The organism is Rathayibacter sp. Leaf299, assembly GCF_001423055.1.
Classification (GTDB): Bacteria; Actinomycetota; Actinomycetes; order Actinomycetales; family Microbacteriaceae; genus Rathayibacter; species Rathayibacter caricis.
Genome location: NZ_LMNT01000001.1, coordinates 671,069 through 692,922, shown reverse-complemented (window position 1 = coordinate 692,922; position 21,854 = coordinate 671,069). Strand labels below are relative to the sequence as shown.

Here is a 21,854-nt window from a genome sequence, read left to right as displayed (position 1 = left end):
CGCGGGCGGGCGGCGGTGCCGACAGGACCGCCGCCCGCGACCGGGCTACTCGGCCCGGCGCACCAGCTCGTGCACCCAGGCGAGTTTCTCGGCGATCACCGGAGTGATGACGAACGGGTAGAGGTCGTCCTTCCCCATCGAGCGGTTCACGCTGTTCAGTGCGAGCGAGAAGCCGTGCCAGCGGTGCAGGATCTCGGGCATCTCGAGGCTGGCGACCCGATCGGCGCCCCTCGAGTGCACGCTGTGCGCGAGCGACTCCGGCAGTCGGCCGCGGGGGCCGTCGATGCTCATGCCGACCGCCTCGGTGGTCTCGAGCGCGTCGGCGATGTGCAGGTAGTGGGCGAAGGTCTCGGCGAAGTCCTCCCACGGGTGCGTCGTCGCGTACTGCGAGATGTGATCGCTCGCCCAGTCCGCTCCCGACGCCCCGCCGTAGTGCGCGTCGAGTGCGTCCGCGTAGTCGGCGCGCTCGTCGCCGAACAGCGCGCGGAACGCCGGCAGCAGGTCGGTGCCCTCGACGAGCTGCTGCCAGTAGTAGTGGCCGATCTCGTGGCGGAAGTGGCCGAGGACCGTGCGGTACGGCTCCCCCAGGCGCGCCTTGAGGGCCTCGCGGTGCGCGTCGTTGCCCTCCGAGAGGTCGACGGTGACGACTCCGTCGGCGTGCCCGGTGGTCACGGAGCCGAGCTGCGCCGAGGACAGGAGCCAGAAGGAGAGTCCGACGCCGTTCTCGCGGCGGTGCACGGGCAGGTCGAGGTGGCGGAGCTGACGGATCAGGCGGCGCTTGGCGAACTCGGCGACCGTCAGCTGGCTGAGCACGGCGGCGTCGTAGACGACCGGCCGCTCGCCGGTGAGGGCGCAGGAGGCGCAGGCGCCGCCGGTCAGCTCCTCCTGCAGCCAGGTGCAGCCGATCGTGTCGCGGTAGCGGCAGAGCAGCCGGCCCGCGGCCCCGACGAGCTCGTCGGTCTCGAGCGCGTAGGCGAGAGCGGTGCCGCAGCGCAGGCACGCGGCGTCCTCGAACTCGACACGGGCCTCGCAGTGGGGGCAGCCGAACACGCGCATGACGGGCGGACCTTCCGGGTGGGCGGCGGCGTGTGCCGCCCCTCGACCCTAGTGAGCGCGCCGAGCGCCCGCTCGGGGTTGCCTGGGAGGGGATGCGTCAGGCGCCGACGAGCCGCGTCGCCGCCAGGCTGTTCAACGAGACCTGCTGCTCGGCCGCCTCGATCACGAGCTGCCGGTGGAGCTCAGGCGGGATCCGCACGAGGAAGCGCCCGGAGAAGGTCCGATCGCCCAGCGCGGACGGCGGCTCCTCCCCCGTCTCCGCCATGTCGGTCAGAACGTCCGCGACGAGATCGTGGATCCCCGAGAACGCAGCGGACGAGGTGTCCGCCGCCCAGGAGAGAGAGGGGAATTCGGCAGCGGTTCCGAGGAACTGCCCGTCCTCCGCCGACCAACGGACCCGGTACGTGTAGTGCTCCGCATCGCTCACCGCTTCTCCTCTCCCCTTCTCCCGATCGCCGCCAGCACCTGCTTCACCTGATACGGCTTCGCTCGACCGTGATCGTCCTGAATGGTGACCCGGGGATCGCCGGGCCACGGTGTGCGGTACACGCGATGCGACGAACGGCTCTGGCGCGGTTCACCGAAACAGTGCTCGCACACTTTCGCCAGATCCTCGAAGCGGACGCCCTGCGGGCTGCTGCGCATGCGCTGGAGGATCTTGGACACTGACGGCATTCCGATAGTATCACTGGCGGTATCGGTCCGCCCTCGATCCGGCGCCATCGAGATCGCTCGTCCGCCGTCGACAGGAGTTGCGACCGTCCGACTCGGGGATCTCGATACGCCCGCTGCGCGGGCTACTCGATCAGCAAGGGTGTCCCGCTGGTCGAGCAGCGCCGCAGGGGCGTCTCGAGACGGCTACGCGATGCGGATGAGCTTCTTGTTGACGAACTCCTCGAGGGCGCTGCGGCCCATCTCGCGGCCGGTGCCCGAGCGCTTGACGCCGCCGAAGGGCAGCTCGGCGGCGTCGCCGAGGACCAGGTTGATCCAGACCATGCCGGCGTCGATCCGGTCGGCGAGACGCAGGGCCTGCTCCTCGTCGGTCGTGTAGAGGTAGGAGCCGAGGCCGTAGGGGGTGTCGTTCGCGAGCGCGATCGCCTCGTCCTCGTCGTGCACGCGGTAGAGCGCGGCGACGGGTCCGAAGAACTCCTCGCGGTAGGCGTTCATCTCGGGAGTGACGTCCTCGAGGACCGCGGGCGGGAAGAAGTTGCCGGTCACCTCGCCGCTCGCGCGCACGGTCGCGCCCTGCTCGCGGGCGGTCGCGAGCTGCTGCTCGAGGCGCTCGGTGGCGGCGGAGGAGGAGAGCGGGCCGAGCAGGGTCCCCTCCGCGAACGGATCGGCCGGCTGCGCTTTGGTGAAGGCCTCGGTGAACTTCGCCGCGAACTCCTCGTAGAGGTCGTCGATCACGATGAAGCGCTTGGCGGCGTTGCAGGACTGTCCGTTGTTGTCCAGGCGGGCGGCGACCGCGTCCTCGACCGCCTTGTCGAGGTCGTCGGTCGACAGCAGCACGAACGGGTCGGACCCGCCGAGCTCGAGCACGACCTTCTTGAGGTTGCGGCCCGCGATCTCGGCGACGGCCGCTCCCGCGCGCTCGGAGCCGGTGACCGAGACGCCCTGCACCCGCGGGTCGGCGATGACGTCGGCGGCCTGGTCGTTGCTCGCGTAGAGGTTCACGTAGACGCCGGCGGGCGCTCCCAGCTCACCTGCGGCGGTGGCGAAGATGTCCGCGATGGCGGCGGCCGACTCCGGGCACTGCGGCGCGTGCTTGAGCAGGATCGTGTTGCCGGCGACGATGTTCGGGCCGGCGAAGCGGGCCACCTGGTAGTAGGGGAAGTTCCAGGGCATGATGCCCAGAAGCACGCCCAGGCCCGCGCGGCGGACGAACGCCGATCCGGTGCCGTCGGAGAGCTCGATGGGCTCGTCCGCGAGGAACGCCTCGCCGTTGTCGGCGTAGTAGCGGTAGATGTCGGCCGCGAAGCCGACCTCGCCCTGCGCCTGGTCGAGCGGCTTGCCCATCTCGCGCACGATGATCTCGGCCAGCGCGTCGGCGCGCTCGACGTGCAGGTCGGCCACCCGGGCGATCAGCGCGGCCCGGGTCGCGACCGGCACGGTGCGCGACCACGTGGAGTACGCGTCGTGCGCGGCTCCGATCGCCCCGGTCAGCTCGGCGTCGGTGATCGACGGGTACTCGCTCAGGGTCTGCCCGGAGGCCGGGTCGATGACGGCGTAGTGGGTGCTCATGCGGGGAGTGCTCCTTCGCGGTGGGGAACGGTGGTGAGTGCGTGCTCGTCGAGGATCTCCTGCGCCAGGCGGCGGCCGACGCGGATCGCGCCGTCGACGTGCTGGTAGCCCTCGGCGGCCAGGTCGCTCGTGCCGAAGCGGAGGGGCCCCACGGGCTCGAGCTGCAGCGCGCCGTAGCGGGTCAGGCCGCCGAGGTCGAAGCTGGCGGCGTAGGCGCCCTGCGTCCACTCCTGCGCGGCCCAGTCGCTCTCGTAGTAGACGACCGGATCCAGCGCCGCAGGCCCGTAGTAGGCGGCGAGGGAGTCGAGGATCGCGGCCTTGCGCTCGGCCTCGGGCAGGCGGAGCACGCGGTCGGCCTTCTCGTCCGAGACGAAGCCGACGAGGGTGCCGCGCTCCTCCCCCGCGTTGGAGTTGTCGTACGCCTCGTGCACGAGCGCGTGCGGGCTGAACGCCGTTCCCGAGAGTCCGTCGGCGCGCCAGAACGGGGTCGCGTAGGTGGCGTGCACCTTGATGACGAGTCCGAGCGACTGGTGCTGGAGGGCCTGCTGGCGCAGGTGCGGCAGGGGCGGGTCGAAGCGGATGCGCCCGACGAGGTTCGGCGGGACGGCCACGATCGCGTGCCGGGCCGCGACCACGACGTCGTCGGTGCGGACCTCGACTCCGTCCTCGCTCCAGTGCACCGAGCGCACGGCCTGCTCGAGCAGCACGCGCTCGTGTCCGAGCCGCTCGGCGAGCAGCTCCGGCACCCTCTGGAGGCCCCCGAGCACGCGCTTGTCGAGGATGAAGTCGGCGTCGACGAGGTGGCTGAAGGATCCCGCGCTGGCCGCCATGAGCAGCGCCTGCAGCAGCGAGAACGAGTGCGCGGGCTTGGTGAGCATGGCGTCGGCGACGAACAGGGCGACGTTGGCGCGCGCCTCCGGATCGTCGGTCTGCTGCTCGAGCCAGGCGCTGAAGCTGATGCGGTCGTAATCGGCGGCGAGCGGATGCGCCCACGGCGCGGCCGGGTCGGTCTCGGCCACGAGGCGGTCGAGCAGCTCGATCAGGCGGCCGATCTCGGCCTCGGTGCGCTCGCCGCCCGGGAAGATGTCGCCGGTGAAGCGGCGGGCGCGGCCGTCGGAGCCGATGTAGACGCTCTCGCCGTCACGGTAGCGGGAGTAGGTGGACAGGCCCAGATCGTCGAGCGTCTCGAGCAGCGCGGTCTGGTCGGGCGAGACCCACTGGCCGCCGAGCTCGAGCATCTGGCCGTCGATCTCGCGGGTCTCGAGGCGGCCGCCGACGCGGTCGCGGGCCTCGAGGATGACGACGTCGCGCCCCGCCTCGTGGAGCCGCAGGGCCGCGCTGAGCCCGGTGGCGCCTGCTCCGATCACGACGACGTCGCGCTCGATTCGGGACATGACAACTCGTTCCGTCGGTGATCCCGGGCATTCGCGAGGGATTGCGGATCATTTTGCCACAGGGACGGTGGAAAAGGGTGGTGAGGTGGAGCGATCTCGGAAGCAAGGCTCCACGATGCGATCCGGTGATTCCCGCTCGGATCTCTGTACTCAGCCTTCGTTCTGCGGGCCGAGCCGTTCGCAATCGAGGTCAGGAGCCGCGCGGACGACTCGCCCCGACTCCGCGGGCCGTTCGGACCTCGGTTGCAGACGGCATGACAGCTCCGACCGGACGAGCAGACGGGGCGGTGATCCCCCCTCGGTGGTCGAGTAACCCCGCACGGGCGTCCCGAGACCTCCGATCTGTACCCCGCTCATTTTATATAGGCGTGCTATGTTTATCCCCGTGCCCACCCCCTCCGCCCCCGTGCGCCTCGCCTCCGCCGCCACCGCCCTCGCGCGGTACGCCGGTCGCTCCAGCGGAGCCGCCGGGCTCGGCGCGCAGTCCGGCGCCGTCTGGTCGACGCTCGCCGAGCTGCGCATCTCCGCCCCGCTCCGCCTCGGCGAGCTCGCCGAGCGCGTGCGCGTGACGCAGCCCACGATGACCGGGCTGATCGCCCGGCTCGACGAGGCCGGCTGGATCCGCCGGGTGCACGACGAGAGCGACGGCCGCGCCTGGCTCATCGAGGCCACCGACGCGGGCCTCACCGCCCTCGGCGAGCACCGCCTCCGCCTCGACTCCGCCCTGGCGCCCCTGTTCGACGACCTCGACGACGACGACCGGCGCGTGCTCGAGCGCGCGGCCGCCCTCGTCGAGGAGCGCGTGCGGCGCATCTCCTGATCCCCTCCCCGAAAGGACCCTCCGTGTCCACTCCCGCCCACTCCCCCGCCGGCGGCTCGATCCTCCGGCAGCCGCTCGCCGTCTGGGCCGTGGCCTTCGCGGCCGTCATCGCCTTCATGGGCATCGGCCTGGTCGATCCGATCCTCCCGGCCATCGCCGAGAGCCTCGAGGCGACCCCGACCGAGACGTCGCTGCTGTTCACCAGCTACCTCGTGATCACCGGCGTCGTGATGTTCTTCACCAGCTGGCTCTCGAGCCGCATCGGCGCCAAGAAGACGCTGATGATCGGGCTCGTGCTGATCGTCGTGTTCGCCGCGCTGGCGGGCACGGCCGGCAGTGTCGAGGGGGTCATCGGCTTCCGCGCGGGCTGGGGCTTCGGCAACGCGCTCTTCATCTCGACCGCGCTCTCGACCATCGTCGGGGCGGCGAGCGGAGGCAGCTCCGCGGCGATCGTGCTCTACGAGGCCGCGCTGGGAGTCGGCATCGCGATCGGCCCGCTGCTGGGCGGCCTGCTCGGCAGCGTCTCGTGGCGCGGTCCGTTCTTCGGCACCGCCGTGCTGATGGCCGTCGGCTTCATCGCCATCGCGACCCTGCTGCGCGAGGACGGTCCCCGGCCGGCCCCGACTCCGCTCTCGGCGCCGTTCAGGGCCCTGAGGGTCCCCGCGATCCGCACGCTCGCGGGCGCCGCGCTCTTCTACAACATCGGCTTCTTCGTGCTGCTCGCCTACACGCCGTACCCGCTGGGCCTGGACGAGTTGGGACTGGGCTTCACGTTCTTCGGCTGGGGCCTGGGAGTCGCGATCACGTCGGTCTTCGCCGCCCCGCTGCTCACCGCTCGTCTGCCGCGCACCGTGGTGCTGCGCTCGGTGCTGGTGCTCCTGGCGCTCGATCTCATCGCCGGCGGTCTCGCGATCTCGTCGCGCATGGGCCTGATCGTCTGCATCATCGTCGGCGGCCTGCTGCTGGGCGTCGTCAACACAGTGCTCACGGAGTGCGTGATGGAGGCGACCGACCTGCCCCGCTCGGTCGCCTCCTCCGCCTACTCGGGTGTGCGGTTCCTGGGCGGAGCGATCGCGCCGCCCGCCGCCTCGGCCCTCGCCGCCGCGATCTCGCCGGCGTTCCCGATGTACGCCGCCGCCGGCGCCGTGCTCGTGGCCGCGCTGATCGTGCTGCTCGGCCGCCGGACGCTGGCCCGCGCCGATGCGCACGGCGAGGAGCCGGAGCTGGTCGAGGCGCAGGCGATCACCCTCGGCGAGTAGCCGACCACGACCTCAGCCGGGAGCGGTCCTCAGCCACCATCGTGCGCGAGGACCGCTCCCGGCTGACGTTCTGCAGGCGTCAGGCGCCCGTGAGCTGGGGGTAGACCGCCTCCAGCGGCGCGGTCAGACCCGACTTCACCTGGCGGCTCGTCTCGTCGGCCAGCACCTCGAAGCTGCCCGATTCGAGTCCGTCGTAGGTCTGGCCGACCACGTCGACCGGGCTCGCCTTCGGCCCCTCGGCGCCCGCCGCCATCGGGGTGTCGACGTAGCCGACGTGCAGACCGAGCACGTGCACGCCCTGCGGCGCCAGCTCGAGGCGGAGCGAGTTGGTCGCCGACCACAGCGCCGCCTTCGAGGCGCTGTAGCCGCCGGCCACCGCGAACCAGCTGAGGGCGGAGTGGACGTCGATGATCGCCGCGCCCGAGGCCTCGGACAGCCGCGGCGCGAACGCCTTCGCGAGCAGCACGGGGGCGAAGAAGTTCGTCTCCATCACGTCGCGGAGCTCCTGGGTCGAGAGCTCGAGCAGGCTGTAGCTCGCTCCGGAGACGCCCGCGTTGTTGACCAGCACCGTCACGTCGGACGCCGCCTCGACGGCTGCGGCCACCGACTCCGCGTCGTTCACATCGAGCACGAGCGGCACGATGCGCTCGTCGCCCCACTCCTTCGGGCGGCGGGCGGCGGCGTAGACCTTGGCCGCGCCGCGCGCGAGGGCCTGCGCGACGAACTCGGAGCCGAGTCCGCCGTTCGCTCCGGTGACGAGGACGACGGCTCCGTGGAGTGATGTCATGGTGGGATCTCCCGATTCTGCGGGTCGCGGCGGTCGCGACCTCTGCATCGGGCAACATCGGAGTAGTGGGTTGGGATTCCCAACTCACAGGACCCGGGCGCTCGGCGCCGGAGTGGAGACCCCGTGACCACCGTCGGCATCACCCCCCGCGCCTGCCCCATCGCCGCCGGGCTCGAGGTGCTCGGCGAGCGCTGGAGCCTGCTGGTGCTGCGCGAGATCGCGTTCGGCGAGCACCGCTTCGACCGAATCCGGGCCTTCACCGGCGCCCCGCGCGATGTGCTGACCGCGCGGCTGCGCACCCTGGAGGAGCACGGCGTGATCGAGCGCGTCGCCTACTCCGAGCGGCCGCCCCGCTTCGAGTACCGCTTCACCGAGGCGGGGCGCGACGCCGTACCCGTGCTGATCGCCCTCGCCGCCTGGGGCGAGCGCTGGGCCCGCGAGCCGTCGGAGCGGCAGCCGTACCAGCACCGCTGCGGCGCGCGCCTGGATCCGGTGCTGCACTGCGCCGAGTGCGGCGAGCGGATGGACGCCGACTCGGTGTCGCTCGCGGGCGAGGGCGCCTAGGGCGCCACCTCGAACATCCGGGCCCGCAGCGCCGCCGTCCGCGGATCCGCCGCGCACGCCCGCAGCGCCGCCGCCAGCACCCCGGGAGCGGGATGCGCCTCGCGCACGTACACGTCGACGCCCGCCGGAGTGAACGGCGTGCGCGCGAACCGGGTGAGCGCCCAGCCCGCCTCCTCGTCGGCCGCCACGAACGACCAGCGGCTGCGCGCGAGCAGCGTCAGCGGCTCGACCCCGCGCCAGCGGAAGCCGTCGGGGTCGAGCGGATCGGGGGCGTCCAGACCGACGACGTAGCGCGTCGCGCGTCGGCCGCGCCAGCTGACGACATCGGCGACCTCACCGCTCGGCAGCGGCGCGTAGGTGATCGCGACCCCCTCCCTCCCCCGCCACAGCGGCAGGCTCGAGCCGCGCACGAACCAGGTCCCCGACGCCAGTCCCCTCACGGCAGCGCGTGCTTCACGTTGGAGCGGGCGAGGGCGATCGCCTCGCCGGCCCCGCCGTTCATCACGATCTTCGACATCGCCAGCGCGAAGCCCTTCACCTGCGCGCCGGTGACGGTCGGCGGCAGAGACAGGGCGAGCGGATCCGTCACCACGTCGACCAGGACCGGGCCGTCCTCGGCGAGCGCCTCGCGCAGCGCACCCTCGACGTCCTTCGGATCCTCGACGCGGATCCCGCGGATGCCGACCGCCTCCGCCACCTTCGCGTAGTCCACCATCGGCACGTCCACCGCGAAGTCCGGGAAGCCGTCCACCAGCATCTCGACCTTCACCAGCCCGAGCGTGGAGTTGTTGAAGACCACGATCGTGACCGGCAACCGGTACGCGGTCACCGTCACGAGCTCCCCCATCAGCATCGAGAGCCCGCCGTCACCGCTGAGCGAGACGACCTGCCGTCCGGGGTGCGAGAGCTGCGCGCCGACCGCCTGCGGCAGGGCGTTCGCCATCGAGCCGTGCAGGTACGAGCCGATCAGGCGGCGGCGGCCGTTGGGAGTGATGTACCGCGCCTGCCAGACGTTGCCCATGCCGGTGTCAGCGGTGACGATCGCGTCCTCCGACAGCAGGCCGTCGAGCGTCGAGGCGACCAGCTCGGGGTGGATCGGCCGGCGCTTCTCGACCTCGGTGTACTTCCCGACGACCCCGGTGACGAGCTTCTCGTGCTTCTTCAGCGTCTTCTCGAGGAACCGGTGGTTCTTGCGCTGCACGAGCGGAGTGAGGGCGCGCAGGGTCGCGCCGACGTCCCCGTGCACCGGATGCGCGACGCTCACGCGGCGCCCGAGCTTGGACGCGTCGGTGTCGACCTGCGCGATGACGACCTCGGACGCGTCGGGCAGGAACTGCTCGTAGGGGAAGTCGGTGCCGAGCAGGATCAGCAGGTCGGCGTCGTGGATGCCCGCGTGCGCGGCTCCGTAGCCCAGGAGGCCGGTCATGCCGACGTCGTACGGGTTGTCGTACTGGATCCACTCCTTGCCGCGGAGGCTGTGCCCGACGGGCGCTCCGACGAGCTCGGCGAAGGCGACGACCTCGTCGTGCGCGTTCCGCACCCCGGCGCCCGCGAAGATCGCGACGGTCTTCGCCGAGTCGATCGCGGCAGCGAGCGCTCGCACGTCGCCGTCGTCCGGCACGAGCACGGCCGGCGCGGGCAGAACGAACGCCGGGAACTCCCCCACGGCCTCGAACTCGGCCACGTCGCCGGGCAGAGTGACGACCGCCACGCCGCCCAGGGCCACCGCGCTGCGCATCGCGGCGTTCACCACGCGCGGCGCCTGCGCGGCGGTCGACACCAGCTCCCGGTAGTTCGAGCACTCGACGAAGAGGCGGTCCGGATGCGTCTCCTGGAAGTACGAGGAGCCGATCTCATTGCCGGGGATGTGGCTGGCGATCGCCAGCACCGGGGCGCCCGAGCGGTGCGCGTCGTAGAGGCCGTTGATCAGGTGCAGGTTGCCGGGGCCGCAGCTGCCCGCGCAGACGGCCAGCCTCCCGGTCAGCTGGGCCTCGGCGCCGGCCGCGAAGGCCGCGGCCTCCTCGTTGCGCACGTGGATCCAGTCGATCCCTCCCTTCGCCGAGCCGCCGCTTCTGCGCACCGCGTCGACGATCGGATTGAGGGAGTCCCCGACGATGCCGTAGATCCGGGAGACCCCGGCATCGATGAGCTGGGCGATGAGCTGGTCCGCGACCGTCTTCTGAGCCATGCCCCCATTCGACTCCTCCTGCCTGGACGTCCCCTCCCGCATCCCCCTGCAGTCGGAGTCGCCCGAGCCCTAGGTTGGGGGAGTCCGTTGTCCCGTGGACGCGATCCGTCCTCGCAGAACCAGGAGTGCTCCATGAACCGCCGTCGTTCCTCTCTCGTCCTGGTCGCGGCAGCGGCCCTCGCGCTCGGCCTGGGCGGCTGCTCCGGCCTGAACAGCCTGGCCGGCGGGGAGACCCGCGACGAGGAGTCGGGCGAGATCACCGAGGGCGGCACCACCGACGTGTTCCAGCTCCGCGTCGGCGACTGCCTGAACGACGAGCTCACCGAGGAGGCCACGGAGGTCACCGACGTGCCGACCGTGCCGTGCACCGAGCCGCACAGCTACGAGGTCTTCCAGAACGTCACGATGGCCGAGGCCGACGAGTACCCCGGCGAGGAGGCGACCACGCAGCAGGCCGAGGACGAGTGCGTCGCCGCGTACGACGCCTTCGTCGGCCTGACCTACCAGGAGTCGAAGTACGACTTCAGCTACTACTACCCCACCGCCGAGAGCTGGGGCGGCGGGGACCGCACGATCAACTGCCTGATCACCGACCCCGAGGGCCTCACCACGGGCAGCCTCGCGGGCGTCGCGGCCTGATCCGCGCGCAGAACGTCGGCTGACGAGGGGGTCTCTCGGCTGTCAGCGGAGACACCCCCTTCTCAGCCGATGTCCTGCGGCGAGGAGACGGTGCCGGGCCGCGGGAAGGCCCGGAGCAGCGCTCCCGAGACGATCCAGATCGCCGCGATCCCGATCACGAGCCAGCCCGCGTCGAGTCCCGAGGCCGCGCCCGCGAGCGTCGCGCCCACTGCGGCGGCGGCCGCCCGCAGTCCCGCGCCGATCGTGAACACCTGCGAGCGGACGGCCGCCGGGCTCTCCTGGTCGCGCAGCATCAGCATCGCCGCGTTGGCGGGGGCGGTGAACACCCCGGCCACCGCGAACGCGACGATCACGACGACGATGCCCAGATCCGGAGCGGCGAGCAGGAGCGAGGCGCCGGTCGCGGCGAAGCCCGCGCCCATCACCCACGACGGCGGGCGCTGCGTCCAGCGGCGGGCGGCCACGGCGACCGCGCCCAGCAGTCCGCCGATCGCGAAGGCCGTCAGGATCCACGCCGCTCCGGCTGTGGAGCCCAGCCGCTCGATCGACAGCGCGATCGCCGCGACCCCCGCCGCGCCGCCTCCGATCTGGCTCAGCGTGCCCGAGAGGGTGACGACCGCGATCGGGCGGTGGCGGACGAGGTGGGTCACTCCCGCCGCGATCGTGCGGCGCACGCCGATGGTGGGAGCCGGGCGGGCGTCCATCCGCAGGGCCAGCGAGCCGAGCACGCCGACGAGGGCGAGCCCGGCCATCAGGAGCATCGCGGCCCGCGCGTCGGCGACGGCGATCGCAAGCCCGGCGAGCGCCGGCCCGCCGATCGACGCCACGTTGTACGAGAGCGAGTCCTGGGCGTAGGCGCGACGCGCATCCGGGATCGCGCTGGTCACGAAGCTCGACATGCCGCCCATCGAGACCGGCGTCGAGAGTCCGGCGAGCACGAGGAGCAGCGCGATCAGGAGGGTCGGCACGTCGCCGAGGAACGCGGCGAGCGCGAAGGCCGCCGCCGTCGCGACGGCCGACGCCACCAGCAGCCGGCGCGGGTGCCGCACGCGGTCGAGCACGGTGCCGACGAGCGGCGCCGCGACGACGCTCGGGAACAGCGCCGCGCCGGTCAGCAGACCGCCGAGCGCGACGTCGTCGAGGCGCTCGACGGCGAGGACGGGGAGGGCGACGACCATCCCGGCACTCGCGAGGCGGAGGGGGATCGACGCGGCCTGGTAGGTGAACGCGCTCATGCGACTCGAGGTGACATCGCTACCGATTCTCCCCCGTTCCGGTGACTCCGGAGTGCCGCCGAGGTAGCGTCGCCCTGCCGGGACGCTCCCGGCACGACGGGGGACGAGTCATGACCACTGCACCGACGGCACCTCCTCGACCCGATCAGCGCTCGTCCCGCCACGCCGTCCTCCTCGGCGTCCTGGCCGTGATCGTCGTCCCGCTCGCGATCCTGCTCGCGACGAACTCGTGGTCGTCCCCCGGCCCCGAGGACCACGTGCGGATGGCGCTCGGCTCGGTCATCGCGGCCTGCGTCTCGGTCGTCGGCGCCTGGTGGCTCGCGTTCGACCGCCGCAGCGCCGGGGCTCCCGGTCGCACTTGGTTCTGGGGCGTCGCGTGCCTGGTGACGCTCAGCGCGGTCTCGAGCGTGACCGCGGTCGCCGATCGGCTCACGGCACTGATCGCCGGCTGACCGCTCAGGCCATCGGCGCGCGCCGCGCCTGCGTCGCGGCCGCCGCCACTCCGAGGCGCCACGGCTCGCCGTGCCCCGGCAGCAGGGTCTGCGCCCCCGTCGCCGCGAGCACGTCCAGCGAGGCGAGCGAGCGGTCGGTGTCGGCCGTCGCCGCGCGCGCCACCAGATGCGGACCGGTGCGCGCCGAGTAGGGGTCGAGCGTCACGAGGGCGTCGCCGCCGATCACGGCTCCGCGGTCGGCGACGTGCAGCGAGACGTGGCCGTCGGTGTGCCCCGGAGTCGCGAGCACGGTCGGCGATCCCGGCACGTCGAGCGTCTCGCCCGCGCGCAGGGCGACCGTGGTCGTCAGCGGAGGGACGGCCAGCGCGCCGGCGCGCGCCATCGCTCCCAGCACGGGGATCGCCGACGGGTACCGCAGCGGGTAGACGAACGGGGTGCGCTGCCTCCGGTACGAGTACGGGTGCGCGGCCAGCGGCGCATCGGCCGGGTGCAGGAGCACGGGGACGCCCCGCTCGGCGAGGCGCCGGGCGACGCCGACGTGGTCGAAGTGGGCGTGGGTGAGCACCAGGGCGTCGATGTCCGAGACGTCGCGCCCGAGCACCTCGAGGGCGCGGAGCAGGTGCAGCCAGGTGCGCGGAAGTCCCGCGTCGACGACCGTGATCCGGCCGCCCTCCTCGAGGAGGTACAGGTTCGTGTACGCGTGCTCGATCCGGTGGAGGCCGGGTGCCTCGTTCCGGAAGAACGCGGGCCCTCCCCGGGGCGCGCTCCGCTGCCCGCCGTCCGCGCTCCGCTGTGAGCCGTCCACGCTCCCCCGTGCGCCGCCCGCGCTCCGCCGTCCGCCGTCCGCGACCGCCATGGGGTCCCTCCGCTCCCGGCGCCCGCCCGCCGGACCGCCGTCGTCAGGACGCTAGAGCCGCGCCGCCGACCGCGAGAAGGGCGTTGACGGCGGGGCCCGCCATCGGGCAGGGGCGCACGACGATCAGGCGCGCCGCCGCGCCTTCAGCGCCAGCTGCAGCGCGGCCAGCAGGAGCAGCGCCGCGAAGAGGATCCCCGACAGTCGCGCGGGCAGGAGGAACGACAGGGCCACTCCGGCGAACGAGGACGCGGTCGCGGCCAGGCCGACGACCAGACCCGCCCGCACGTCGAGCAGTCCGCGGCGGGCGTTGGCGATCGAACCGCTGATCGCGGTCGGGATCATCGCCGCCAGCGAGGTGCCCTTGGCGAGCAGGTCGGCGAGTCCGAAGGCACCCACGAGCACCGGCACCGCGATCGCGCCCCCGCCGATCCCGAAGAGACCGGAGGCGACGCCCATCGCCGCGCCCAGCCCGACGAAGCCGGGCCACACGCCCCAGCCCTCCGCCACGTCGCCGGTCTCGTTCGAGCCGAACACGGCCATCCGCACCGCCGCCGCGACCAGCAGGGCGACGAAGAGCCAGCGCAGCACGCCCAGCGGCAGCCGCGCGAGCAGCCACGAGCCGAGAACCGCGCCGAGCATCGCCGCCGCGGCGATGACCGCCGCCGGGATCCAGGCGACCTGCCCGGCCAGCGCGTAGCCGAAGGCGCCGGCGACCGAGGTGGGCGCGATCGCGAGCAGCGAGGTCGCGGAGGCGCGGCGCTGGTCCATCCCGGCCCACGCGACCAGCATCGGCACCATCACGATGCCGCCGCCGACTCCGAACGCGCCCGAGAGCACCCCGCCGATCACTCCGATGAGGCCGAGCAGCAGGTACTGCCGACCGCGCCGCTCGGTGGGCAGCACCGGGGCCTTCGCGTCGTCCGTCACCGTCCCATCGCACCACGGCGGCGCTCTGCGGCACGAATCGCGTCGCACGGTCGAAACATCGAGTGCGTAGCCTTCCTCCTGCAGCGACGCGGCGGCACCGAGCGGGGGCTCGGGGCGGACGTCGCAGCGGAGGGGGACCAGCATGAGGCGCACAGCCGCGACCACCGGGGCGATCGTCGGCACCGGAGGCGTCCTCGCGGCGGCCGGAGCGGCAGCGGGAGCGGCACTCGGGGCGACGCCGTGGCCGGCGGCCCTCGCGATCCGCACCGTGTTCGAGCGCGAGGCGCGGCGCACCGCCGACACCATGCGGCCGTTCGTGCCGGAGGGGGTCGGCCGCGTCGCCGAGATCGTCCCCGCTCGCGACGGCGCGCCCGCCACCTCCGCCGACGTCTTCCGCTCCGCCGGCGCGGGCGCGCGGCCGACCGTGGTGTGGATCCACGGCGGAGCCTGGATCTCGGGGCACCGGCAGGACGTCGAGCCCTACCTGCGCATGCTCGCCGCCGCCGGCTACACGGCGGTCGGCCTCGACTACGGCCGCGGTCCCGAGTCGACCTACCCGACGGCGCCGCGCCAGCTGCTCGCCGGGCTCGAGCACCTCCGCCGCCACGCCGGCCGCCTGGGCATCGCCCGCGACCGCATCGTGCTGGCGGGCGACTCCGCGGGTGCGCAGCTCGCCAGCCAGCTCGCCACCGCGATCACGAACCCCTCCTACGCCCGCGACGCCGGGCTGGTGACCAGCCTCCCCGTCGACGCGCTGCGCGCCCTGATCCTGCACTGCGGCGTGTTCGACCTGACCGGGGTGTCGAAGGTGACCGGAGTCGCCGGGTGGGCGTTCCGCGCGGCGCTCTGGGCCTACACGGGCCGGCGCAACTGGTCGGAGTCGACCGCGGGGCTGCACATGTCGACCATCGACCACGTCACTCCGCGGTTCCCGCCGGTCTTCCTCAGCGGAGGGAACGCCGACCCGCTCACGGCCCGCCAGTCGCGTCCGTTCGCCGCGCACCTCCGCACGCTCGGCGTGCCGGTGACCGACCTCTTCTGGGGCGAGGGCCACGAGGCGCAGCTGGGGCACGAGTACCAGTTCGACTTCGACCTGCCGGAGGCGCGGGTGACGCTCGAGCGGACCCTGGAGTTCCTGGAGCGCACGACGGCGCGATGAGGCCTCACGGTGCTTCTCTGGCAGTTCCCTGGATGAGCCGCCGAGCACCGTGACGTTCACGGACGTCGTCGCGTCCTATTCGCATACCGCCCCGATCGACCGGATCGGGCACCACGCGAAAGAGGAGATCATGGCCGACAGCAACGCGACCACCACGACGGGCACCGGAGTCGGACGCACCGTCATCGACGACGCCGTCATCGCGAAGGTCGCGGGCATCGCCGCCCGTCAGGTCCCCGGCGTCCACGCCCTCGGCGGAGGAGCGGCCCGCGCGATCGGCGCGCTCCGCAGCGCCATCGGCAACGACGACCGCGGCCAGGGCGTCAAGGTCGAGGTCGGCGAGCGCCAGGTCGCCGCCGACGTCGTGATCGTCGCCGAGTACCCGGCCGCGCTGCAGAGCGTCGCCGAGGGCGTGCGCTCCGCCGTCGCCGAGGCGATCCGCGAGATCGTCGGCATGGACGTCGCCGAGATCAACGTGACCGTCCAGGACGTGCACATCCCCGAGGACGACGCCCCCGAGGCCGAGCCCCGCGTCGCCTAGGCGCCCCGCACCACCGCACCCGCACACGAACACCGACGGAAGGACACCCTCATGGGACTCGACGACAAGATCAAGAACGCCGCTCAGGACCTCGCCGGCAAGGCGAAGGAGGCCCTCGGCAACGTCCAGGGCGACGAGCGCAAGGCCGAGGAGGGCCGCCGCGACCAGCAGGCCGCCGACCTGAAGAAGACGGGCGAGGACGTCAAGGACGTCTTCAAGAACTGACACTGCCCTCTCCGGACGCCCCGCCCCTCGCGGCGGGGCGTCCGTCTGCACGATCATCGACCGGATCCCCGGACCCGGATCGCGAACAGGAGCATCGAATGCAGAACGCCTGCACCCGGCCGCTCGACGTGGACGACGCCGTCGCCCTCGTCGCGGTCCTCGCGACACTCGAAGGCCTGCTGGCCGCCCGACGGCTGCCCGACGCCGAGATCGAGCTGATCCGCCGCAGCCTCGAGCAGGGCGGCGGCGTGCTCGCGGGAGCCGACCACGAGGAGCTCGCCGCGGCCCTGAGCGCCCTGAACGGGCGCCTCCGGGCCACCATCGGCTGACCCGCGACGACCCCACGGGATCCGCGAGGGCGCTAGCGTGGCCCCATGCCCGGCGCCCACTTCGTCCTGTCGACGGCCTCCCCCTGGGAGGACCGCACCGAGGTCATCGGCGTCTACGCCTCCGAGGCATGGGCGCGCGAGGCCGCGACGGTGTGGCTCCGCTCACCCGATCGCGAGGCGTTCCCCCGCTGCATCATCGAGTGCTGGAGCGGGGCGCACCTGCTGCAGCGCGAGGTGATCGAGGGCGTGCCCGCCGACGACGACTCCGACGGCACCGGGATCAGCGGAACACCGACGGACGGCTGAGCGCGTCGGCCCAGGGCTCGCGCTCGGTGACGACATCTGCGCCCGCCTGGGCCGACTCCCGGATCGCGAGGCCCAGCAGGTGGTCCTGCAGCCCGTCCGCGAGCGGATACGGCGCCGGCCCCTCGCCCCTCGCCCAGGCCCCCGTCGCGCCGACGAGCGCGTCCACGGCGATGTCCTCGTCGGACTGCCGCGCGCCCGGGTGCGGGTTCTGGAACAGCACCTCGCCGTCGAGCGCGATCGTGTCGAGGTGGAAGCCCTCGAGGTTGTGGTCGATCCCCGTCTGCCGGCGGGTGATCCGCGACTCGACGACCGACCGCGGCGCCGCCATCCGCACCACGCTGTCGCCGTCGATCTCGCCGTGCGAGCCGCGCACCGTCAGCCGGCGGTGGCGCAGCGGGGTGAACCACTGGTTGTCGGTGAAGTCGTAGAGCCCCGAGCGGCCGTCGCCGAAGTCGAGGGTCGCCAGGGTGGTCGTCCGCTCCCGGGCCTCGGTCGCGTCGGTCCAGCCGTGCGTCGTCAGTGGATCCAGGAGCGGCGCGCGGAGATCGCGCGCGCTCACGCGGGTCGGCCCGCCCCGGTCGCCGAGCAGCCCACGCATGATCGAGACCGCGTGGTACAGGTGGTTCGAGCAGACCTGCACCTGGGTCGGCGTGCCGATGAGGCCCGAGCGCACCGCCTTCCAGCGCGCGGAGTGCGCGGGCATGAACAGGCTCTGATCGGCCACCTGCACCAGGTCGGAGCCGCCGACCTCGTCCCACATCCGCCGCATCGCGGGCACGTCGAGGGCCGGAGGCGTCTCCTCGAGCACGCGGATCCCGCGACGGACGAGGTCCGCCGTGATGTCGGACGCCACCTCGACCGGCACGGCGACGAGCACGAACTCGGGGTCGCCGTGGGCGACGAGCTCGTCGACGCTCGCGAATGCGGGCACGCCCCACTCGGCGGCGACCGCGTCGCGGCGCGCGGACCGCGAGTGGATCCCGGTGACCATGAACGACTCCGGCACGTCGCGGGCGAGGCGGAGGAAGAAGCCGGTGCGCCAGCCGGAGCCGACGATCGCGAAGCGGATCGGGGAGGAGGTCATCGGCGTCGTCCTGTTCTGCGGGGTCCCGTGGGGCGTCGTCCCGACGCGCGCGGGCGGTCGGGGGCGGTCGTGCTCGACCAGTGCGAGGGCCGCTCGAAGTGCGGAGGGAGCACGGTCGCCGCGTCGCCGCGCGTGCTCGAGACCTGCGCCTGGGTGAGGTAGAGCGCGCCCGAGAGGTCGGCGCCGGACACGTCCGCGTCGCGGAGGTCCACTCCGAGCACGTCGCAGCGGTGCAGGTCGGTGCGGCGCAGGTCGGCCGCGATCAGCAGCGCTCCGCGGAGGTCGGTGCCGCGGAGGTCCGCTCCGCGCAGGTCCGCTCCGAGCAGGTCGGCGCCCGGGACGAGGCGGCGGTCGGAGCCGGTGCCCACCCCGGCGCGCGCCGCCGCGCTCGCGGCGATCAGGAGCGGGCGGGACGCGGCGAACTCGGCGTCCACGTCGGCCGCGAGGATCTCCTCCGGCGAGGCGAGCGTGAGCGCGTGCACGGCCTCGAAGCGGCGGCGGACGGCGTCGCCGTCAGCGGCGTCGACCTCGAGCGCGACGTCGAGGTACCAGAGCAGCTCGTGGAGGCGGCGGACGAGCGGGAACACGGCGAACATCCGCTCGCGCACGGTCGCGTCGCTCCGCCACGAGACGCCGCCGAACGTGTGCGTCGACACCTTCTGCCCCGCGCCGAAGCAGTCGAAGACCGTGCAGCCGACGAAGCCCTCGGGGCGGAGGCGGCGGTGGATCGTGCAGGCGTCCTCGGAGTCGAGGTTCGTGCACGGATCGCCCGCCGGCTTGTCGACGGGGAAATCGCTCGAGCGCGAGAACGCCAGGGCGACGCAGCAGAGCCCGAAGCAGTTCGCGCAGTCGGCGCCCAGATCCTCGCGGCGGCCGAGCTCGACCCGGGTGCGTGACGACATCGCTCCCGAGCCTACGCCCGCCTCGACGCCCGGGTCAGTGCGCGAGGGCGAGCACACCCACGACGAGCGCGCCCAGGCCCAGGAGGATCGCGAGCGAGATCACGCGCTGCCGCCAGGTGAGGCCCGCCCGGCCGACCGCGATCAGCGCGACGGCGGCGAGCACCGCGGCGTACACGCCGACGCCGATCCACAGGGCCGTCGTGGACTCGATCCAGCCGAGCACCGCCGCGAGCAGGGCGAGCACCGGGAGCGACGCCGACGCGAGCGCGCCCGCCGCGATGCGGAGCATGACGCGCAGCTCCGACCGTGACGGGAGCGCCGCGTGGGTGACCTGGTGCGCGATGACCTCGGCCGTGAACCCGGCCGCCGAGATGCCGATGATCGAGATCACGAGGCTCCGCAGGGCGTGGCCCGCGTCGGGGTGGTCGTCGACGGCGTAGATCATGACGACCGCGAGGCCCGTGAACGTCGCGTAGACCCGCTCCTTGAGGGCGCGGGCGCTCTCCTCGAGCGGACGGCGGGTGTACTCCATCCACCGGGAGACGGGCCCGGCGGCGCGGCGGGCCACGGTCAGTAGGAGGCGGAGTCGACGCGCGCGGCCGAGGCGTCGCCGTCGAGGCGCGCGGCCAGGTCGCCGAGGATCGTCGCCGATCCGCTCGTGCCGAAGCGGGTGACGCCGAGCTCGCGGTACGCGAGCAGCGTGTCGAGGTCGCGGACGCCTCCGGAGGCCTTCACCTGGACGGCGTCGGACACCGCGCCGCGCATGAGGCGCAGGTCGTGCTCGTTGGCGCCGCCGCCCGCGAAGCCGGTGGCGGTCTTGACGAAGTCGGCGCCGGCGCGCTCGGACGCTTCGCTGCCCGCGACGACCTGCTCGTCGTCGAGGAGGCTCGTCTCGAGGATCACCTTGACGACGTGGCCGTCGGCGGCGTCGACCACCGCGCGGACGTCGTCCTCGACGTCCTGCAGCAGGCCGCTGCGCAGGCGGCCGATGTTGACGACCATGTCGAGCTCGCTCGCACCGTCGGCCAGGGCCTGACGCGACTCCGCGACCTTCGCGGCCGTGGAGGTGGTGCCGTGCGGGAAGCCGATGACGGTGCCGACGAGGACTCCGGAGCCCTCGAGGCGGCGCACCGCGTGCGCGATGTCGGAGGGGCGGACGCAGACGCTGAACACGCCCGAGGCGGCGGCCTCGTCGAGCTGCGCGTCGACCTCGGCGCGGGTGAGCTCGGGCTTCAGGATCGCGTGGTCGATGAGCGCCGCGATCTCGGCGACGCTGGGCAGGCTGGGGGTGGTCATGCACTCGATTTTACCCGGCGTGCCGGGCCGCGCCGATCCGTCGAGAACGGCCGCGCGGAGTCGCGCGGGGCGGCCTCCCGCGACGGATCGATCGGGTTGCGTCGGGCCGGACGGAAGCACGGCTCCTTGCTGATCGAGCAGTCCGCGCAGCGCGGCGTATCGAGATCCCCCACCGACCGGACGAGAGCGCCGGAGCCACGACTCCGGCGATGGTGGGTCTCGATACGCCCCTCCGGGGCTACTCGACCAGCAGCGGGCGGGGGGCCGAGCGGGCGGACCTTCGGCACCCACTGCGGATCGAGTAGCCCGCGCAGCGGGCGTATCGAGATCCCCCACCGCACGGACGAGAGCCGACGGCGCCGCGACTCCGGCGGTGGTGGGTCTCGATACGCCCCTGCGGGGCTACTCGACCAGCAGCGTGCGGGGTGGGGGGGACCGCGACCTCACCGAGCGACGCGGAACGCGAGCTATGAACGTGTACCCCGTCGCGCAAGGCCGAGCGCATCGCGGAATCGCGTGCCAAGCGATTCCGCGCAGCGGACGCAGGACGCTCTGCGGAACGCGGCCACCTCGAGGAGCCGACCGCGGCGAGGAGTGCCGCAAGGCACTCCGAGCACGGAAACACCGAAAGGGGCCCCGCGATCGTCAGATCGCGAGGCCCCTTCGGTGTGAGCGCAGTGGTACTGACTACCAGCTGGACTTCGTGATGCCGGGCAGCTCGCCGCGGTGCGCCATGTCGCGGAAGCGGACACGCGAGATGCCGAACTTCGACAGGTTGCCGCGGGGGCGGCCGTCGACGGCGTCGCGGCCGCGGACGCGGACCGGCGAGGCATTGCGGGGGAGCTTCTGGAGGCCGACGCGGGCGGCCTCGCGGGACTCGTCGGTGCCGGCCGGGTCGACCAGAGCCTTCTTGAGCTCCAGGCGCTTGGCGGCGTAGCGGTCGACGATCACCTTGCGCTGCTCGTTGCGGGCGATCTTGCTCTTCTTGGCCATTTCTAGCGCTCCTCGCGGAAGTCGACGTGCTTGCGCACTACGGGGTCGTACTTCTTCAGCACGAGACGGTCGGGGTCGTTGCGACGGTTCTTCTTGGTCACGTAGGTGTAACCGGTTCCAGCCGTCGAACGGAGCTTGATGATGGGACGGACGTCCTGCTGCTTTGCCATTAGATCTTCACCCCACGAGCGAGAATGTCCTTGACGACGGACTCGATGCCACGGGCGTCGATGACCTTGATGCCCTTGGCCGACAGCGTCAGGGTGACGTTACGGCGGAGCGAGGGGACGTAGTACGTCTTCTTCTGCACGTTCGGGTCGAAGCGGCGCTTGGTGCGCCGGTGCGAGTGCGAGATGGCGTGTCCGAAGCCGGGAACGGCTCCGGTCACCTGGCAGACTGCTGCCATGGTTTCCTCCATGTGTGGTTACCGTGGGGCGCACGCGGCACTCGGCCCCGCTCGACCCACCCAAGGTCACTTGTCGGCATGCGGCCCGCTCGTCGCGGAGATCGGAACCTCCGCCGCTCGGGCAGCGCGCAAGCGCGTGCAGATGCACGCAACCTGAGTAGCTTAGGCGACGCGGCCCGCGGGCTGCAAGAGCAC

28 protein-coding genes are annotated in these 21,854 nt (G+C 72.8%); 10 read left to right on the top strand and 18 right to left on the bottom strand.

Annotated elements, in window-relative coordinates:
* Nucleotides 1-45: 45 nt before the first annotated feature.
* The 5 genes from ASF48_RS03110 to ASF48_RS03090 all read right to left on the bottom strand — a co-directional run bounded on the left by ASF48_RS03110 (nucleotide 46) and on the right by ASF48_RS03090 (nucleotide 4,691).
* Entirely contained in the window at nucleotides 46-1,056 is a 1,011-nt protein-coding gene (locus ASF48_RS03110; protein ID WP_055786222.1) for a zinc-binding metallopeptidase family protein, read from the bottom strand.
* Between the two features lie 97 nt (nucleotides 1,057-1,153).
* Nucleotides 1,154-1,483, bottom strand: coding sequence for a type II toxin-antitoxin system HicB family antitoxin (locus ASF48_RS03105; RefSeq protein WP_055786218.1), 330 nt, complete (start codon nucleotides 1,481-1,483; stop codon nucleotides 1,154-1,156).
* On the bottom strand, nucleotides 1,480-1,731 hold the full coding sequence (locus tag ASF48_RS03100) for a toxin HicA (RefSeq protein ID WP_055786216.1): 252 nt from the start codon (nucleotides 1,729-1,731) through the stop codon (nucleotides 1,480-1,482). Before ASF48_RS03100 ends, ASF48_RS03105 begins: the two co-directional genes overlap by 4 nt.
* 183 nt (nucleotides 1,732-1,914) lie before the next feature.
* Nucleotides 1,915-3,297, bottom strand: coding sequence for an NAD-dependent succinate-semialdehyde dehydrogenase (locus tag ASF48_RS03095; protein WP_055786213.1), 1,383 nt, complete (start codon nucleotides 3,295-3,297; stop codon nucleotides 1,915-1,917).
* Nucleotides 3,294-4,691: a flavin monoamine oxidase family protein gene (locus ASF48_RS03090; protein ID WP_055786210.1), complete on the bottom strand. Its 1,398-nt coding sequence runs from the start codon at nucleotides 4,689-4,691 to the stop codon at nucleotides 3,294-3,296. The genes ASF48_RS03095 and ASF48_RS03090 overlap by 4 nt, the downstream gene beginning before the upstream one ends.
* 385 nt (nucleotides 4,692-5,076) lie before the next feature.
* On the opposite strand from ASF48_RS03090, the gene ASF48_RS03085 reads away from it, so the two are divergent.
* Both ASF48_RS03085 and ASF48_RS03080 read left to right on the top strand, forming a co-directional pair.
* Nucleotides 5,077-5,511 (top strand): MarR family winged helix-turn-helix transcriptional regulator, encoded by a 435-nt coding sequence (locus ASF48_RS03085; RefSeq protein ID WP_162238019.1) that lies wholly within the window; start codon nucleotides 5,077-5,079, stop codon nucleotides 5,509-5,511.
* Nucleotides 5,512-5,534: 23 nt separating this feature from the next.
* On the top strand, nucleotides 5,535-6,770 hold the full coding sequence (locus ASF48_RS03080) for an MFS transporter (protein ID WP_055786203.1): 1,236 nt from the start codon (nucleotides 5,535-5,537) through the stop codon (nucleotides 6,768-6,770).
* A gap of 79 nt (nucleotides 6,771-6,849) precedes the next feature.
* Here the strand turns inward: ASF48_RS03080 and ASF48_RS03075 are convergent, their stop codons facing one another.
* Complete coding sequence (locus ASF48_RS03075; protein WP_055786201.1) at nucleotides 6,850-7,557, bottom strand: SDR family oxidoreductase; 708 nt, start codon at nucleotides 7,555-7,557, stop codon at nucleotides 6,850-6,852.
* A 123-nt stretch (nucleotides 7,558-7,680) separates the two neighbouring features.
* On the opposite strand from ASF48_RS03075, the gene ASF48_RS03070 reads away from it, so the two are divergent.
* Nucleotides 7,681-8,121, top strand: a complete 441-nt coding sequence (locus ASF48_RS03070) for a winged helix-turn-helix transcriptional regulator (protein ID WP_055786198.1) — start codon at nucleotides 7,681-7,683, stop codon at nucleotides 8,119-8,121.
* On the opposite strand, the gene ASF48_RS03065 is transcribed toward ASF48_RS03070, so the two are convergent.
* On the bottom strand, nucleotides 8,118-8,561 hold the full coding sequence (locus tag ASF48_RS03065) for a hypothetical protein (protein WP_055786196.1): 444 nt from the start codon (nucleotides 8,559-8,561) through the stop codon (nucleotides 8,118-8,120). The genes ASF48_RS03070 and ASF48_RS03065 overlap by 4 nt on opposite strands.
* Nucleotides 8,558-10,309 carry a pyruvate dehydrogenase gene (locus ASF48_RS03060; RefSeq protein WP_055786193.1) on the bottom strand — a complete coding sequence of 584 codons (1,752 nt, stop codon included), beginning with the start codon at nucleotides 10,307-10,309 and terminating at the stop codon, nucleotides 8,558-8,560. Before ASF48_RS03060 ends, ASF48_RS03065 begins: the two co-directional genes overlap by 4 nt.
* A gap of 132 nt (nucleotides 10,310-10,441) precedes the next feature.
* Between ASF48_RS03060 and ASF48_RS03055 the strand changes: the two genes are divergently transcribed.
* The gene (locus ASF48_RS03055; RefSeq protein WP_082480949.1) at nucleotides 10,442-10,948 is read left to right on the top strand and encodes a septum formation family protein; all 507 of its coding nucleotides are present in this window, start codon (nucleotides 10,442-10,444) and stop codon (nucleotides 10,946-10,948) included.
* A 62-nt stretch (nucleotides 10,949-11,010) separates the two neighbouring features.
* Here the strand turns inward: ASF48_RS03055 and ASF48_RS03050 are convergent, their stop codons facing one another.
* A complete protein-coding gene (locus tag ASF48_RS03050) occupies nucleotides 11,011-12,183 on the bottom strand; it encodes an MFS transporter (RefSeq protein ID WP_055786190.1) in 1,173 nt (390 codons plus the stop codon).
* Between the two features lie 110 nt (nucleotides 12,184-12,293).
* Here ASF48_RS03050 and ASF48_RS03045 point away from each other — a divergent pair, with 110 nt between their 5' ends.
* A complete protein-coding gene (locus tag ASF48_RS03045; RefSeq protein WP_055786187.1) occupies nucleotides 12,294-12,635 on the top strand; it encodes a hypothetical protein in 342 nt (113 codons plus the stop codon).
* Between the two features lie 4 nt (nucleotides 12,636-12,639).
* On the opposite strand, the gene ASF48_RS03040 is transcribed toward ASF48_RS03045, so the two are convergent.
* The gene (locus ASF48_RS03040) at nucleotides 12,640-13,440 is read right to left on the bottom strand and encodes an MBL fold metallo-hydrolase (protein ID WP_235577174.1); all 801 of its coding nucleotides are present in this window, start codon (nucleotides 13,438-13,440) and stop codon (nucleotides 12,640-12,642) included.
* A 174-nt stretch (nucleotides 13,441-13,614) separates the two neighbouring features.
* Nucleotides 13,615-14,679 carry a sulfite exporter TauE/SafE family protein gene (locus ASF48_RS19240; RefSeq protein WP_230673110.1) on the bottom strand — a complete coding sequence of 355 codons (1,065 nt, stop codon included), beginning with the start codon at nucleotides 14,677-14,679 and terminating at the stop codon, nucleotides 13,615-13,617.
* On the opposite strand from ASF48_RS19240, the gene ASF48_RS03030 reads away from it, so the two are divergent.
* From ASF48_RS03030 to ASF48_RS03010, 5 genes are all read left to right on the top strand, one after another.
* Nucleotides 14,561-15,577, top strand: coding sequence for an alpha/beta hydrolase (locus tag ASF48_RS03030; RefSeq protein WP_082480946.1), 1,017 nt, complete (start codon nucleotides 14,561-14,563; stop codon nucleotides 15,575-15,577). The two genes, ASF48_RS19240 and ASF48_RS03030, sit on opposite strands and share 119 nt — an antisense overlap.
* Before the next feature lie 130 nt (nucleotides 15,578-15,707).
* On the top strand, nucleotides 15,708-16,118 hold the full coding sequence (locus ASF48_RS03025; RefSeq protein ID WP_055788833.1) for an Asp23/Gls24 family envelope stress response protein: 411 nt from the start codon (nucleotides 15,708-15,710) through the stop codon (nucleotides 16,116-16,118).
* A gap of 51 nt (nucleotides 16,119-16,169) precedes the next feature.
* Nucleotides 16,170-16,343 carry a CsbD family protein gene (locus ASF48_RS03020; RefSeq protein WP_055786180.1) on the top strand — a complete coding sequence of 58 codons (174 nt, stop codon included), beginning with the start codon at nucleotides 16,170-16,172 and terminating at the stop codon, nucleotides 16,341-16,343.
* Nucleotides 16,344-16,441: 98 nt separating this feature from the next.
* Nucleotides 16,442-16,672, top strand: coding sequence for a hypothetical protein (locus tag ASF48_RS03015; protein WP_055786176.1), 231 nt, complete (start codon nucleotides 16,442-16,444; stop codon nucleotides 16,670-16,672).
* Between the two features lie 45 nt (nucleotides 16,673-16,717).
* Nucleotides 16,718-16,978, top strand: coding sequence for a hypothetical protein (locus ASF48_RS03010; RefSeq protein WP_055786173.1), 261 nt, complete (start codon nucleotides 16,718-16,720; stop codon nucleotides 16,976-16,978).
* Here ASF48_RS03010 and ASF48_RS03005 read toward each other — a convergent pair.
* The 7 genes from ASF48_RS03005 to rpmB all read right to left on the bottom strand — a co-directional run bounded on the left by ASF48_RS03005 (nucleotide 16,953) and on the right by rpmB (nucleotide 21,659).
* On the bottom strand, nucleotides 16,953-18,062 hold the full coding sequence (locus ASF48_RS03005) for a Gfo/Idh/MocA family protein (RefSeq protein ID WP_055786169.1): 1,110 nt from the start codon (nucleotides 18,060-18,062) through the stop codon (nucleotides 16,953-16,955). The genes ASF48_RS03010 and ASF48_RS03005 overlap by 26 nt on opposite strands.
* Nucleotides 18,059-18,964, bottom strand: coding sequence for a pentapeptide repeat-containing protein (locus ASF48_RS03000; RefSeq protein WP_082480945.1), 906 nt, complete (start codon nucleotides 18,962-18,964; stop codon nucleotides 18,059-18,061). Before ASF48_RS03000 ends, ASF48_RS03005 begins: the two co-directional genes overlap by 4 nt.
* Nucleotides 18,965-18,998: 34 nt before the next feature.
* Entirely contained in the window at nucleotides 18,999-19,532 is a 534-nt protein-coding gene (locus ASF48_RS02995) for a hypothetical protein (RefSeq protein WP_055786166.1), read from the bottom strand.
* 2 nt (nucleotides 19,533-19,534) lie between these two features.
* Nucleotides 19,535-20,260 (bottom strand): deoxyribose-phosphate aldolase, encoded by a 726-nt coding sequence (gene deoC / locus ASF48_RS02990; RefSeq protein WP_235576830.1) that lies wholly within the window; start codon nucleotides 20,258-20,260, stop codon nucleotides 19,535-19,537.
* A 687-nt stretch (nucleotides 20,261-20,947) separates the two neighbouring features.
* Nucleotides 20,948-21,253, bottom strand: coding sequence for a 30S ribosomal protein S14 (gene rpsN / locus ASF48_RS02985; RefSeq protein ID WP_055786161.1), 306 nt, complete (start codon nucleotides 21,251-21,253; stop codon nucleotides 20,948-20,950).
* Between the two features lie 2 nt (nucleotides 21,254-21,255).
* Complete coding sequence (gene rpmG / locus ASF48_RS02980; RefSeq protein WP_027692168.1) at nucleotides 21,256-21,423, bottom strand: 50S ribosomal protein L33; 168 nt, start codon at nucleotides 21,421-21,423, stop codon at nucleotides 21,256-21,258.
* Nucleotides 21,423-21,659: a 50S ribosomal protein L28 gene (gene rpmB / locus ASF48_RS02975; protein ID WP_055786157.1), complete on the bottom strand. Its 237-nt coding sequence runs from the start codon at nucleotides 21,657-21,659 to the stop codon at nucleotides 21,423-21,425. Before rpmB ends, rpmG begins: the two co-directional genes overlap by 1 nt.
* Nucleotides 21,660-21,854: the final 195 nt, after the last annotated feature.

Coding starts and splice junctions, on each gene's coding strand:
- ASF48_RS03090 (WP_055786210.1), bottom strand. CDS start 4,691: ATGTCCCGAATCGAGCGCGACGTCGTCGTGATCGGAGCAGGCGCCACC.
- ASF48_RS03060 (WP_055786193.1), bottom strand. CDS start 10,309: ATGGCTCAGAAGACGGTCGCGGACCAGCTCATCGCCCAGCTCATCGAT.
- ASF48_RS03015 (WP_055786176.1), top strand. CDS start 16,442: ATGCAGAACGCCTGCACCCGGCCGCTCGACGTGGACGACGCCGTCGCC.
- ASF48_RS03045 (WP_055786187.1), top strand. CDS start 12,294: ATGACCACTGCACCGACGGCACCTCCTCGACCCGATCAGCGCTCGTCC.
- ASF48_RS03110 (WP_055786222.1), bottom strand. CDS start 1,056: ATGCGCGTGTTCGGCTGCCCCCACTGCGAGGCCCGTGTCGAGTTCGAG.
- deoC (WP_235576830.1), bottom strand. CDS start 20,260: ATGACCACCCCCAGCCTGCCCAGCGTCGCCGAGATCGCGGCGCTCATC.
- rpmG (WP_027692168.1), bottom strand. CDS start 21,423: ATGGCAAAGCAGCAGGACGTCCGTCCCATCATCAAGCTCCGTTCGACG.
- ASF48_RS03030 (WP_082480946.1), top strand. CDS start 14,561: ATGAGGCGCACAGCCGCGACCACCGGGGCGATCGTCGGCACCGGAGGC.
- rpsN (WP_055786161.1), bottom strand. CDS start 21,253: ATGGCCAAGAAGAGCAAGATCGCCCGCAACGAGCAGCGCAAGGTGATC.
- ASF48_RS03075 (WP_055786201.1), bottom strand. CDS start 7,557: ATGACATCACTCCACGGAGCCGTCGTCCTCGTCACCGGAGCGAACGGC.
- rpmB (WP_055786157.1), bottom strand. CDS start 21,659: ATGGCAGCAGTCTGCCAGGTGACCGGAGCCGTTCCCGGCTTCGGACAC.
- ASF48_RS03005 (WP_055786169.1), bottom strand. CDS start 18,062: ATGACCTCCTCCCCGATCCGCTTCGCGATCGTCGGCTCCGGCTGGCGC.
- ASF48_RS03020 (WP_055786180.1), top strand. CDS start 16,170: ATGGGACTCGACGACAAGATCAAGAACGCCGCTCAGGACCTCGCCGGC.
- ASF48_RS03050 (WP_055786190.1), bottom strand. CDS start 12,183: ATGAGCGCGTTCACCTACCAGGCCGCGTCGATCCCCCTCCGCCTCGCG.
- ASF48_RS03010 (WP_055786173.1), top strand. CDS start 16,718: ATGCCCGGCGCCCACTTCGTCCTGTCGACGGCCTCCCCCTGGGAGGAC.
- ASF48_RS03100 (WP_055786216.1), bottom strand. CDS start 1,731: ATGCCGTCAGTGTCCAAGATCCTCCAGCGCATGCGCAGCAGCCCGCAG.
- ASF48_RS03095 (WP_055786213.1), bottom strand. CDS start 3,297: ATGAGCACCCACTACGCCGTCATCGACCCGGCCTCCGGGCAGACCCTG.
- ASF48_RS03055 (WP_082480949.1), top strand. CDS start 10,442: ATGAACCGCCGTCGTTCCTCTCTCGTCCTGGTCGCGGCAGCGGCCCTC.
- ASF48_RS03000 (WP_082480945.1), bottom strand. CDS start 18,964: ATGTCGTCACGCACCCGGGTCGAGCTCGGCCGCCGCGAGGATCTGGGC.
- ASF48_RS03025 (WP_055788833.1), top strand. CDS start 15,708: ATGGCCGACAGCAACGCGACCACCACGACGGGCACCGGAGTCGGACGC.